The sequence below is a fragment of the Paenibacillus shunpengii genome, from assembly GCF_042684905.1.
GTDB lineage: Bacteria > Bacillota > Bacilli > Paenibacillales > Paenibacillaceae > Paenibacillus > Paenibacillus shunpengii.
The window spans coordinates 1320140-1332464 of record NZ_JBHUMJ010000002.1 but is presented as its reverse complement, the minus strand read 5'-3'; the positions used below and the strand labels follow the sequence as shown (position 1 = coordinate 1332464).

The window sequence follows — 12325 nt, the reverse complement described above, 5'->3', positions numbered from 1 at the left end:
CACCTCCTAAAGTTCATATTGCGAAGGGTAATCCCTATTCCAGAACCTCCAGGTGGTTCATCATTTCATTCATTCTATGTTTGTCTTCACTCGTCATCCCGCTTGATTCAATCATGGCTTTAAGCTTCTCTAGATTCATAAGCCGCCGTTCATGCTTCTCAAGCAAGCCGAGTTTATCCTCATACATTTCAAGTACCTGCTCTGCACGCTTAATGTGCTCGTAAACCGCTTGTCGACTAATCTCAAATTCGGAGGCAATCTCTCCCAAGGAGAAATCATCATGAAAATAATACTTCAGAAAAGTCTGCTGCTTCTCAGTTAACAGGTTTTCATAAAAATCAAACAGTAAGTTGATTCGATTCGTCTTCTCAAGCCGATTCTCCTGACTCATCTTGAGGGACACTCCCTTCGTCAAGGAAAAACACTTTACACTCATTAACGTTCTCTATCTTACAAAAAACAAAAGAAGATGTCAAGCATAAATCCTTGTCATCTTCTCATCGATTTTATTTTTGAGATCTACAGCCACATATTAGACTTCTAAGCATCTATAATCTGATGGGTGTCAGATAAATAATGACGGCAAAGAAATGCAGCACACTGCCTGCCAGAACGAATAAATGCCAAATGGCATGATGAAACGGAAAGCCGCGCCAGACATAAAAGATCGTACCCAGCGTATAACAAAGTCCTCCGGCAACAAGAAGAACTATTCCTCCTGAAGGAATTGCGGCGGTTAATGGAGCCCACGCAATGACGATCAGCCAGCCCATCGCAATGTAGAACAAGGTAGACATAAACAGAAACCGCTTGGTGAAGAACGCCTTGAAAGCTACACCGAACAAGGCAATTCCCCATATGATTCCAAACAGGGTCCAGCCGAGTGTACCGCGAATCGCGACCAGCAAGAATGGAGTATACGTTCCTGCTATAAATAAGTAGATGGAGGAGTGATCAAAAATCTCAAATAGATCCTTCGCTTTGCCATCCTTCAGAGCATGTACGAAAGTAGAGCTGATGTACAAGAGCAGCATGGACACTCCATAAACCGTAAAGCTGACAACATGCCAAGCTGTTCCATTCACACTTGCGGCAACAATAAGCAGTACGAGCGCTGCAACACTGAGGAGAGCCCCTATTCCATGGGTAATGGCATTTGCGACTTCCTCTCTTCGAGTATAGGTATAGGTGTTAGCCATAGAATCCATCCTTTCAACATCCGCTGCCTGCTATTTTCGCAGAACCGAAATCTTTCTACATATTATACTACGTTCACGGCTAATGTTCATCTTTAGCGTCAATCTGCAAAATACTTCAATATAATGGATGCAATTCGATCTGAAGCATGACCGTCCCCATAAGGATTGGCAGCTCTTGTCATGCGCTGATATCTTTTTCCTCCTGACAACAACAGCTCGATCTCCTTCTTGACCTTTTCATACTCTGTCCCTACACAGCGAAGCGTACCTGCCTTGACACCTTCCGGCCGTTCCGTTTTGTCACGGAGGACGAGTACGGGCTTACCGAGCGACGGCGCCTCTTCCTGAATCCCTCCCGAATCGGTCAGAATAACGTAAGCATGATTCATCATATTATGCATGTCACTAACATCAAGCGGCTCAATCAAATGAATGCGTTCCGTTTCGCCGAGCATCTCGAATGCCAGGTCCTTTACTGCTGGATTCGGATGGACCGGATAAATCAGCTCAAGTGTCCGATCCTGCTTAATGATCTCTTTCACGGCCTGAAACACCTGTTTCATTGGACTGCCCCAGTTCTCTCTCCGATGCATGGTCATGAATATCTTTCTGGTTCCAGGATGCAGCTTCGATAACAGTGGATGGTCGAACTCTTTCTTGATCGTCCAGCGCAGAGCATCAATGGATGTGTTGCCTGTCACGTAAACATGCTCTTTCCGGTGCTCGCTTGCGAGCCTTTTGGCAGCTGTAGTGGTAGGTGCAAAGTGCAGATCTGCAACACGGCCTATGAATTCCCTGTTCATTTCTTCCGGAAAGGGCGCATATTTGTCATACGTCCGCAGTCCGGCTTCGACATGACCGATCGGGATTTGAGCATAGTATGCACAGAGTGCAGCTGAAAAAGCCGTAGACGTATCACCATGGACGAGCACAAGGTCATATTTCTCGGCCTTCATGACAGGCTCAAGTGATTCTATCAAACGGGCGGTCAAGCCGTACAGCGTCTGCGCCTCCCGCATCACTTTCAATTCAATATGCGGTACGATATCAAATGCTTTCAATACTTGAGCCAGCATCTCCTCATGCTGCCCGGTAACACACACAATGGGCTCAATGTCAGGTGCCGCCTCTAGTGTTTTTACTATGGGCGCCATTTTGATAGCTTCAGGTCTCGTTCCGAACACAACAAGTACCCTGATTCGATGTTCCTCCATGTGATCAGCACTCCCCCTCTATTCACTTATTGGATAAGTTGAACAATTGCTTCAACCCTTATCTATATATGAGAGAGTCTCTCCATCTCGTAACGGCACTCTATGAAAAAGGACCTTAAACTATTTATTTCTGAATAGGACAGCTGCCGGTTTCTACTAATCTATCAATGCATAACCTGTAATTAGAGTGACGACTAAGGAGGTTATCCATCGCATGGCAGTTATCATCTATCCTAAGACAATGAACTGGAAGTTTATGCGGCAGCGACCGCAGCAGCTGATGACTGAGCTTGGAGCCAGAGGGCACCATGTGTTCTTCGAGAATCTTGCACCCATGAACAGTCAGCTGGAGGAAGTAGAACCTGGTGTACATTTGTTTACCGATCACCATTCGTTTGTTAAGAGACATCTGGACAAATTAAGAAAAGAGCATCCCGTTGTCGTCTGGACGACCTGGGCTAAGCAGAGAACAAGACTTGCATCGATCTATCGTCCGGATGCCGTTATCTATGATTGCTGTGACGAGTTTCCACATTGGGCAAAATACGAGCATCGGATGGTTGAATCTGCCGATCATCTGGTTGCAACCGCTGAAACAATCCGCACACGTTTATCGTTAGCCTACCCTGACAAACCCATCACTCTTATTCCTAATGCGGCGGATGCCAGCATGTTTGATACTCCTGCCGTTCATAGACCTCATGATCTTCCTGCAGGTCCAACGGTCGCCTATATTGGCGCTTGGGCTTATTGGGTCGATCATGCATTGTTTGCGAAGGCAGCGGAGCAATATCCGAATGTGCAGTTTGTCTCTATTGGTGCACCTTACGGGGACATTCCAGGTTACGGCACCCTGCCGAATGTTCACATTCTGGGAGAGAAGCCGCATAGTGAGCTGAAGAAGTATTTACAGCATATCGATGTTGCGGTCATACCTTTCCTATATCATCCCATCACCCTCGCCACTAATCCCGTGAAGGCTTATGAATACATGGCTACTGGAGTCAAAGTCCTCTCTACCGCACTGCCGGAATGTATTCGGATGGAACCGTATGTCACTACGGCAACGACTCACGAGGATTTTATTGGCAAGCTGGGGCAAATGCTCTTTGAACAGGAGGATCCTGCAGCAAGATTAGCACGAATTGCCTATGCAAGAGAGAATACTTGGGTCCAGCGCGGAGAAGCAGCAGATGGAGTGATACACAATACCCTTCAGCTCAAAGGATTACATGAATAATATATATACCGTCTACCTTACGGGCGCAGCCTTCAGCAAACGAACAGCCGCACATAACAACAACGCTCTCCATTTATATCAATCGATTTGTGACCATTTATTAGAGTGCTCTGCACAATGGCTCGTATGGTCTCCCGCTGCTCTTCATATATCCGATCACAACAAGATGCGGCTTGAAGCCGAACTGCACGAACTATCTCCCGATACCCTTTGTGTCGTTTGCCCAGGAGACCGCTTTATTTTTCGGAAGGAATGCTTCACTCTTTCAGATACAGGTCATGTACGATCTCTGCCCTCCGCCTTCTGGCTGGGCTGTGAACTGCACGCCCGCTGCTCCTCGTTGGATCGTGTAACCCGCCTGTCTGAAGCACTCCAGCCTATGTTCCTGTCTGCCAAGCAGCAGCATAGGAATTATGTTCTCGCTACTCCTCCTACTGTTAGCAACTGCAACGATAAAAGCTCCTGTCATCCCATCCTTTCGGTAATACGACGTTCCACCACTCCCCCTGTGCCTTCCCATTCGCTGAACTCACTCGACCATACACCGCTCATAACCATCATGCTAAGTGTATTTAATATGGGCAAAACCGTAGAGTGGGCAATCCGCTCCGTGCTTGCACAGACCTATCCGAACTGGGAGCTCCTCATCGGCAACGACGCTTCAACGGACAATACGGCCGAGCTTATTAACCATTACACGATGGATTCACGCATTCGAGTCATTCACTCTAATACGAATGAAGGCAAGGCAGTAATGATGAATCATCTGCTTGAGCATGCGAACGGAACCTATGTGCTAGAGCTGGACGGTGACGACTGGCTTGCGACAAACGCTCTTGAAGCACTGCTAACCGTCATTTCACTACATCCAGATTCAGGTCTCGTGACAGGTGGATGCGGAGTGTGGCGCCGCAGTAAGCATGGTGATTTGTATTACCGAGGTACGGACTATTTTGACGGGAAGCTCGAATCTGCCAGCCATGCTCACCCTCCTGTTCCGCGCATGTATAGCATGAAGGCACTTCAGTATGTAGGCGGATGGACTGTGCTGCCTGGCCTTTATGGAAGAATATTTGAGGATATTGCTCTCTGCCAAAAAATACTCAAGCACGATGCATATGTACAGACAGACGAAACAGTATATCACCGAGTCATTTATCCGAGAAGCATCAGCCAGCAGCATTTGCCGCTCTATCCATTGTGGAAGGAACATTTGGAGAAGGAGGTGAAATGATATGAAAATTGCAGCTAGCGGGTATTACGGCATGGGGAATTTCGGAGATGATCTGTTTCTCAAAACGTTGCAGCAGGCTTTTAGCAAGCATACCTTATTTCCTTGGAATGGTTATATGGATCCTGCAAGGGTGGATGCTGTTATCATTGGCGGCGGAGATCTGATTACTCCCTATAAATTCAGCAGCTACTATTTTCCGGCAGCCCTGTCCGAGCACCCCATGTGGCTGTATGGGGTCGGGATCGTGGATACGTATCCTCCTGAGACGTGGCCGGCAGATCAGGTCGAGCTCCACAAGCAGTACATTCAGAAGGCAAGACGTGCCATTTTTAGAGACCAGAAATCACAAGAGCTGGCCACGATCGCGAAGCTTCATTCAACGCCTGAAACGGCACAGGATATGGTCTTTGCTTACCAGCAGCATCCGTTCCCCGTGAAACGATTCTCTGTTCGAAAAACGATCGGCGTTTGTCTGTTCTCCTACCCTTCTTTTCCAATGGAAGCCATGGTTCAACTGCTGCTTAGGCTAAGCACAGAGGGTTTCCATATCGTGCTTATCCCTGTCATTAACCATCCTTCGAACAACTTCTCGGATTACAGCACTTGCAAGCTGCTTGAACAAAAAATGAAGGAGATTGACAGTGCTGCGTCGGTTCAGACGCTATCCCTCTTACTGGAAACAGACATCACCTATAACGTGATTCAGTCCATGGATTATCTGATCAGCTACAAGCTGCACCCCACTCTCGTGGCACTACGGGCAGGAGTACCTGTACTTGCCTTCAGTAAGATGGGGAAAGTGAAGCATCTGCTGTCGCGCTTCCATCTGAATCATTACTATTGCGATTACGCACAGCCCTTTGAAATCTATGAAGATATCATTAACCGATTTATTAAGAACGGTCCTGAGGAAGTGAGAGCTGCACTGCCGCTTATTCGTCAGGCCGAGCATGAGAGCAATTCCGAGCTAACCCAGCTCGTGTCGGAAATAGAGTCACTAGAATAGATAACATCAAGGAGGTCAATGAGCGATGTGTTTCTTTTTTCACTCCCGTATATGGGCAAGAATCAAGCAGCTGGAAGTCCAGCAGGCATTATTGACGGAAAGAGTAGACATGTTAAATGCTCGTATCGAGCAATTGGAAACCGAGGTCCGCTCTGGAATCGTCGCGAATCCACCGCTGCAGCAATTTCTGGAGAGTAAAATGGGTCAAAACATCAGTATCAGCACCAGCAGCGTTACTGTTCTTGGTACGGTGCTTGCGGTTGGTAAGGATGCCGTTGAGATTCGCGAAACGAGCGGTGACATCGTCATCATTCCTTTCTCACAAATATCGGTTGCTCAATAAAAAGGCTGCTCTAAGCTTGCATATGCCACTAAGTCTAAGGAGGTACTTGATATGAATTTTAGAGATATGATTCGCGGCTTCTTGGGAAGCGAGGTAGAGGTACTGACGGCTAACGATTATTTGGACGGAACGCTCATCTCCATTGATGAGACAACGCTTGTCCTGCAAATACCACCGATTATTTACGGTCCGCCTGGAGATGTGGCTGTGGTTCCTTTGTCTTCAGTTGAGCTCGTGCGTGTTCTGGCCGTATAGGATATGAGCTAAGAACGTTATAGAAGCTATATGGCACTAATATGAAAAAGAAGACCGAATCCTTTTAATGGAAACGGTCTTCTTCTTATGATTTCAGCTCACGCTGCATTATTTCACTTCACTGTCTGCTTCTTCAGTCTCGGCATCCTGAATCAATCCTGCAAACAAGGCGTGTACGAACTGTTCCGAATCAAATGGCTGCAGATCGTCTGCCTTCTCTCCAAGTCCAACAAGCTTGACGGGAATATCCATCTCTTGACGAATCGCAATAACGATACCACCCTTAGCAGTGCCGTCCAGCTTCGTGAGTACGAGACCAGTAACCCCGCTCTTCTCTCCAAACAGTTTGGCCTGGCTCAATGCATTCTGTCCTGTAGTTGCATCAAGGACCATGAGCACTTCATGCGGAGCACCTGGAATTTCTCGCTGAATGACACGGAAGATTTTGTTCAGCTCTTCCATCAGATTTGTTTTGTTCTGAAGTCTTCCGGCCGTATCGCAGAGAAGAACATCAGCGCCGCGCTGCTTCGCCGCCTGAACCGCATCAAACATAACGGCCGCTGGATCAGATCCAGCTTGCTGCTTGATCACATCCACGCCTGCACGCTGTCCCCATACTTCCAGCTGCTCAATGGCGCCTGCTCTAAATGTATCTCCTGCAGCAAGAAGAACCTTCTTGCCTTCATTCTTAAAGCGATGGGCCAGCTTGCCAATCGTCGTTGTTTTGCCTACACCGTTCACACCAACAAAGAGGATTACGGTGATGCCATCCTTATTCATGTTAAGACTGTTATTTTGCTCTGAACGCAGAAGCGCAGTTAATTTCTCGGACAACACCGGCTGCAGCTCAGCCGCATCCTGAATCTTCCGTTTCTTCACTTCGGCACGCAGATCATCAATCAAATCCATAACCGTGTTGACACCTACGTCGGCACCGATCAGGATCTCCTCAAGCTCCTCGTAGAATTCCTCATCAATCTTCTTACGGCGGATAACGAGATCGGATACCTTTTCAACGAAGCCTTTACGTGTTTTCTCGAGACCATCTTTAAAAATATTCGTTACCGATTCTGTTTTTGTTGATATACTTTCTTTCAGCTTTTTAAAGAAACTCATAGGTTCCCTCCAACTTAGAATTACAATACTTTTATCCAATACATAACTCATCACGAGAAGGAATTATGAATTAGATTCCGTACTTAAGCAATTTCTGCTTCCTCATTCTCCAGCTTCACCGAGACCAGCTTCGATACGCCGCCCTCTTCCATGGTAACACCATACAGCACATCCGCTTCCTCCATCGTTCCTTTGCGGTGCGTTACAACGATAAACTGGGTTTGCTCCGAGAATTCACGCAAGTACTGAGCGAAACGAACGACGTTAGCTTCATCCAGCGCTGCCTCGACTTCATCCAGAACACAGAATGGCACCGGGCGAACATGGAGAATCGCAAACAGCAGTGCCATGGCGGTCAAGGCTCGTTCGCCACCAGAGAGGAGCTGCAGATTCTGGAGCTTCTTGCCCGGCGGCTGTGCGACAATCTCAATTCCTGTCGTAAGCAGCTTGTCCGGTTCATTCAGAATCAGATCTGCTCTACCTCCGCCGAACAGCTTCGAGAACACCGTGCCAAATTCACGCTTAATTGCATCAAATGTCGTCTTGAAGCGTTTAGACATTTCATCTTCCATTTCCTTAATGACCTGATAAAGTGTCGTCTTGGCTTCAACCAGATCATCCTTTTGCTCGCTGAGGAAGAGATAACGTTCGTTAACACGTTCATATTCCTCAATCGCGCCGAGATTCACTTCTCCCAGCGAAGAAATGCTTCGTTTCAGCTTCTGCACTTCCGCCTTGCTGCCTTCAATATCTTCCGGAATGGAGTAGTGCTGCTTCGCAAGCTCATAAGACAGCTCGTATTCGTCATTCAGCTTTTTCAAAATATTTTCAAGCTCCACATCCAGACGATTGACACTGATCTCCGTCTGACGAAGCTCGTCTTCACAGGCCTTCAGGCTGATCCGCTGTTCTTTGGTTTCATTCTCTTCAAGCTCAAGCTTCTTCGTAAGCTGGGCTCTGGCTGCACGCTTGAAATCCAGCTCCTTGGAAGCTTCCTCCTTCTTGAGGCGATAGCGGTTCAAGTCCTCCGTCTGCTTGACGCTCTCCTCTGCATTGGTTTTGAGATCTGCTTCCACAGAGGCCAGCATCGTACGATTCCGGTACCGTTCCTTGTCCGAATTCTCGTATTCGCGCTCCATTCTACGGACCTGCTCTTCTACAGAGAAGCGCTCCTGATCCAGCTTGCCCTCACGAACCTTCAATATCGTCAGCGAGTTCTGGAGCTCCTCCTTGGCAGATTCATTCGCTTTGCGCGCAAACTCGGCAGCGTGAATGGCTTGATGTGTCGCCTTCTCCTCTTCCTCCAGCTTCACCAGCAACTGTTCAGCAGCTGTGCGGGTATCTTCAAGTGCTTTGATTTCGTCCTTGAAGCCAGATTTCTCCGCACCTGCAGCTTCAACCTGGGTAAGCACATGCGCCAGCTCATGTTCAAGCTGTTTGAGCGACAGTGAGGCCTGCTGCTCTTCTGCCCGTTTCTCATCGCCATCCTGACGAAGCGTGTCCAGACTGATCTGACACTGCTCCATCTGCGCCTTCACTTCTTCCAGACTTCGATGCAGCTTAATAATCTGATTCTCGGTCTCCATAATATCGTGATCCAGCTGATCGAGCTGGCGTTTACGGGACAAGAGACTTGAATTCTTACGGTACTGGCTGCCCCCGGTCATGGAGCCGCCTGCATTGACCACATCACCCTCAAGTGTAACGACACGATAACGATACTGACAGCGTGCCGCAATTCGGTTCGCATCTTCTAGATTCTCCGAAATAATTACGTTACCGAGCAAGCTTCCTACAATAGCTTCATACTTTGAATCAAACTGCACGAGCTCGGCACCTACGCCGACAAACCCCTGCAATTCAGAGATCATATTTCGATCTGAAGCACCGATTGCGCGTGGCCTGATTACGTCCAGCGGCAGGAAAGTCGCTCTGCCAAGCTGACGCTGCTTCAGGAAGGAGATCGCCTGGCGGGAGACAGCTTCATTCTCCATGACCACATGCTGGAGCGATGCTCCAAGCGCAGTTTCAACGGCCATCTCTACTCGCTCAGGTACTTTGATCAGTTCTGCAACCGCACCATGGACACCATGAAGCACATTCTTTCTGGATGCCTTGAGAACTTCCTTGACACCCGTGTTAAACCCATCAAAGTCATCCTGCATTTCCTTCATTGTATCGCGTCTTGAAACTTGTGCCTCACGCTTCTGCTCCCATTTTCGAACCGTGCTCTGACTCTCGGATAAGAGCTTCTGCAGCGATTGAAGCCGTTCACTTTCCGTAATATATCCATTGCGCAATGAGCTGATCTCCGCACCCATCTTCTCAATCTGCTGAGTCAGCTCTCCCTTGCGTTTAAGAAGATCTGTCTTCTGAAGCTCCCACTTGTCTGATTCTTCACCAGCACGGTTCAGTCTCCGCTCGATTGCTTCCTTCTGCTGATCGGCATATCGAATCTCATTACGTGCCTGAGCCATTTGGTTCATCAGCTCCAAGAGGTTACCTTTGAGGCTCTCCTCCTGCTCCTGACTGATCCCTCCAGTTACGCCAACCAGCTTCGCTTCCTCGGCAGACAGCTGTTCACGCAGCTCATCAAGCTCCTGCTGCAGTCCAGCCAGCTTGCTCTTAAGACCGTCCAGCTCAGCCTCACGCTCCGCATAACGCTCCTCACTTCCGTTCAAGGAATTGAGCAGCTGCTCCCGGTTCGCTTCGAGATTCTTCAGCCGTTCTTTGAGCAGCTCGCGATACCCTTCACTTTTCTCGGTAGCTTCACTGTAGTGCAGGAGCTCGCCCTGCAGGCGCTCCACGGCCTCTTCTACCTGACGAAGCTCTGTCCGATCCTGCTCTAGTATGGCATCATGTCTAGATACGATCGTAGATAATTCCAGCTGCTGTTCCTTAAGCTCTTGCAGCTTCTCCGTCGCTTCACTCCAGGCCGTATGAATCTGCTCGATCTGATACACGTATAAAGACAGCTCCTGCTGCTTCAATTCTGCTCTGAGCTCTTTATAATGCTTCGCCTTCTCAGACTGCTCCTTGAGGGGTCCGATCTGATCCTCCAGTTCCGTCACCAGATCATGTATCCGCAGCAAATTCTGCTCTGTATCGTCCAGCTTCCGCACCGCATCTTTTTTACGTGATTTATATTTAACAATACCGGATGCCTCTTCAAAGATACCTCTGCGATCCTCGGAGCGCGTACTCAAAATCTCCTCAATCCGCCCTTGTCCGATAATCGAATAAGCTTCTTTACCAATACCGGTATCCATGAACAGCTCCGTAATATCCTTAAGTCGGCAGGACTGTTTGTTAATAAAATATTCACTATCCCCGCTGCGATGAACACGGCGTGTTACCGTGACTTCACCAAAATCCAGAGATAAGGCATGATCTTCATTATCCAAGGTCAGTGATACCTCGGCAAAATTTACAGGCTTACGAGTATCACTGCCGGCAAAAATAATGTCTTCCATCTTGCCGCCGCGCAGTGATTTTGCACTCTGTTCTCCAAGAACCCAACGGATGCCGTCAGAAATGTTGCTCTTCCCACTCCCGTTGGGGCCTACAACAGAGGTTATACCGCGAACGAATTCCATCTCTGTTCGATCGGCAAACGATTTAAAGCCTGACAGCTCTATACGTTTTAAATACATCTTGTTTTTGACACCTCCAAGCTTCTTGCCACGGTCCTACACGGGTATGTACATCCGTTATTATTGTAGGGGAAACGTCTCTTGAAGTCCATTTCTTCTACATATTACGAGCATAACATATCTTCATTCGGAATGAATCCACCATCCTCAAAGCAACAAAAAGAAGAGCAAAAAGCAGTCCTTCCCATTCATCATTAGCCTGACAACTAAAGCGGGCTGCTCTTTGCTCTTCGTTTGTAAGAAAAGACAGGCCGCCAAATAAACGGCTGATTTCTTGTTCTTAAGATATAAGAAGATCTCACTGCTTCGTTAGATTTTCTTATACCTTAAGAATCCGCTAAAACAGTCTGCCGATCGATTCCTAAGGCAGCTTCAGTGTACTTAATGCGATTTGTGCCGCCTTTTGCTCAGCTTCCTTTTTCGAGCGGCCGTTACCACGGCCTAATCTCTGACTGCCCATATAAACTTCGGAGACAAACTCCCTCTCGTGAGCAGGGCCTTTTTCCTCAACAATTCGATATTCGAGCACACCCATATTATGATGCTGAGTCAATTCCTGTAATTCAGTCTTGAAATCAGTAAGCACGAGTTCGCCTTCCACAATAAGGCCGGCAAAGATGTGCTTGTCCAAAAATTTCTTCACTGCAGCAAGGCCTTGGTCCAAATAAAGAGCACCGATAAATGATTCGAAGACATCTGCCAGGAGAGCAGGACGATTCCTGCCTCCTGTCAGTTCTTCCCCTTTGCCCAGAAGTACATATTTGCCGAATTCCAAAGCCTCAGCAAATTTCACGAGTGAGGGCTCGCGTACAAGTGCGGCCCTCATCTTGGTGAGTTCTCCTTCCGGACGATTAGGATGTTCATTGTATAGATACTCTGATACCGTCAGCTCAAGTACAGCGTCCCCGAGAAACTCGAGTCGTTCGTTATCCTGGCTTTGACTGAATCTGTGCTCATTCACATATGAAGCATGAGTAAAGGCCTGCTTTAACAATTTGCGATTGTTAAACTCGATTTGAAGTTTGCGCTCTAATTGTTTCAGATCTGCATTCAATCGAATCGGAC

Annotated in this window: 11 protein-coding genes; 5 read left to right on the top strand and 6 right to left on the bottom strand. The window is 47.8% G+C overall.

Going from position 1 to position 12325, the window contains the following annotated elements; translation table 11 throughout:
• Positions 1 to 34 precede the first annotated feature (34 nt).
• The 3 genes from ACFSVM_RS06330 to wecB form a co-directional block, all read right to left on the bottom strand.
• Positions 35 to 391 carry a putative DNA-binding protein gene (locus ACFSVM_RS06330; RefSeq protein WP_076311175.1) on the bottom strand — a complete coding sequence of 119 codons (357 nt, stop codon included), beginning with the start codon at positions 389 to 391 and terminating at the stop codon, positions 35 to 37.
• Between the two features lie 157 nt (positions 392 to 548).
• A complete protein-coding gene (trhA, locus tag ACFSVM_RS06325; protein ID WP_076311176.1) occupies positions 549 to 1199 on the bottom strand; it encodes a PAQR family membrane homeostasis protein TrhA in 651 nt (216 codons plus the stop codon).
• Between the two features lie 98 nt (positions 1200 to 1297).
• Positions 1298 to 2413, bottom strand: a complete 1116-nt coding sequence (wecB, locus tag ACFSVM_RS06320) for a non-hydrolyzing UDP-N-acetylglucosamine 2-epimerase (RefSeq protein ID WP_379260945.1) — start codon at positions 2411 to 2413, stop codon at positions 1298 to 1300.
• A gap of 214 nt (positions 2414 to 2627) precedes the next feature.
• Between wecB and ACFSVM_RS06315 the strand changes: the two genes are divergently transcribed.
• From ACFSVM_RS06315 to ACFSVM_RS06295, 5 genes are read left to right on the top strand one after another with little or no spacing between them, the layout of a single operon-like run.
• Positions 2628 to 3653, top strand: coding sequence for a glycosyltransferase (locus ACFSVM_RS06315; RefSeq protein ID WP_379260943.1), 1026 nt, complete (start codon positions 2628 to 2630; stop codon positions 3651 to 3653).
• Positions 3646 to 4887 (top strand): glycosyltransferase family 2 protein, encoded by a 1242-nt coding sequence (locus ACFSVM_RS06310; RefSeq protein ID WP_379260941.1) that lies wholly within the window; start codon positions 3646 to 3648, stop codon positions 4885 to 4887. Before ACFSVM_RS06315 ends, ACFSVM_RS06310 begins: the two co-directional genes overlap by 8 nt.
• Position 4888: 1 nt before the next feature.
• Positions 4889 to 5893 (top strand): polysaccharide pyruvyl transferase family protein, encoded by a 1005-nt coding sequence (locus ACFSVM_RS06305; RefSeq protein ID WP_379260939.1) that lies wholly within the window; start codon positions 4889 to 4891, stop codon positions 5891 to 5893.
• Between the two features lie 25 nt (positions 5894 to 5918).
• Positions 5919 to 6236, top strand: a complete 318-nt coding sequence (locus ACFSVM_RS06300) for a hypothetical protein (RefSeq protein WP_076311182.1) — start codon at positions 5919 to 5921, stop codon at positions 6234 to 6236.
• A 51-nt stretch (positions 6237 to 6287) separates the two neighbouring features.
• The gene (locus ACFSVM_RS06295; RefSeq protein ID WP_047909757.1) at positions 6288 to 6491 is read left to right on the top strand and encodes a hypothetical protein; all 204 of its coding nucleotides are present in this window, start codon (positions 6288 to 6290) and stop codon (positions 6489 to 6491) included.
• Between the two features lie 108 nt (positions 6492 to 6599).
• On the opposite strand, the gene ftsY is transcribed toward ACFSVM_RS06295, so the two are convergent.
• From ftsY to rnc, 3 genes are all read right to left on the bottom strand, one after another.
• On the bottom strand, positions 6600 to 7607 hold the full coding sequence (ftsY, locus tag ACFSVM_RS06290; RefSeq protein ID WP_090723012.1) for a signal recognition particle-docking protein FtsY: 1008 nt from the start codon (positions 7605 to 7607) through the stop codon (positions 6600 to 6602).
• Positions 7608 to 7690: 83 nt separating this feature from the next.
• Positions 7691 to 11260: a chromosome segregation protein SMC gene (gene smc, locus ACFSVM_RS06285; RefSeq protein WP_076311184.1), complete on the bottom strand. Its 3570-nt coding sequence runs from the start codon at positions 11258 to 11260 to the stop codon at positions 7691 to 7693.
• A gap of 361 nt (positions 11261 to 11621) precedes the next feature.
• Positions 11622 to 12314: a ribonuclease III gene (gene rnc / locus ACFSVM_RS06280; RefSeq protein ID WP_047909760.1), complete on the bottom strand. Its 693-nt coding sequence runs from the start codon at positions 12312 to 12314 to the stop codon at positions 11622 to 11624.
• Positions 12315 to 12325 lie beyond the last annotated feature (11 nt).

What these genes read in the sequence shown, in the direction of transcription:
- ACFSVM_RS06330 (WP_076311175.1), bottom strand. Translation starts at nt 391, where the DNA reads ATGAGTCAGGAGAATCGGCTTGAGAAGACGAATCGAATCAACTTACTG.
- trhA (WP_076311176.1), bottom strand. Translation starts at nt 1,199, where the DNA reads ATGGCTAACACCTATACCTATACTCGAAGAGAGGAAGTCGCAAATGCC.
- wecB (WP_379260945.1), bottom strand. Translation starts at nt 2,413, where the DNA reads ATGGAGGAACATCGAATCAGGGTACTTGTTGTGTTCGGAACGAGACCT.
- ACFSVM_RS06315 (WP_379260943.1), top strand. Translation starts at nt 2,628, where the DNA reads ATGGCAGTTATCATCTATCCTAAGACAATGAACTGGAAGTTTATGCGG.
- ACFSVM_RS06310 (WP_379260941.1), top strand. Translation starts at nt 3,646, where the DNA reads ATGAATAATATATATACCGTCTACCTTACGGGCGCAGCCTTCAGCAAA.
- ACFSVM_RS06305 (WP_379260939.1), top strand. Translation starts at nt 4,889, where the DNA reads ATGAAAATTGCAGCTAGCGGGTATTACGGCATGGGGAATTTCGGAGAT.
- ACFSVM_RS06300 (WP_076311182.1), top strand. Translation starts at nt 5,919, where the DNA reads ATGTGTTTCTTTTTTCACTCCCGTATATGGGCAAGAATCAAGCAGCTG.
- ACFSVM_RS06295 (WP_047909757.1), top strand. Translation starts at nt 6,288, where the DNA reads ATGAATTTTAGAGATATGATTCGCGGCTTCTTGGGAAGCGAGGTAGAG.
- ftsY (WP_090723012.1), bottom strand. Translation starts at nt 7,607, where the DNA reads ATGAGTTTCTTTAAAAAGCTGAAAGAAAGTATATCAACAAAAACAGAA.
- smc (WP_076311184.1), bottom strand. Translation starts at nt 11,260, where the DNA reads ATGTATTTAAAACGTATAGAGCTGTCAGGCTTTAAATCGTTTGCCGAT.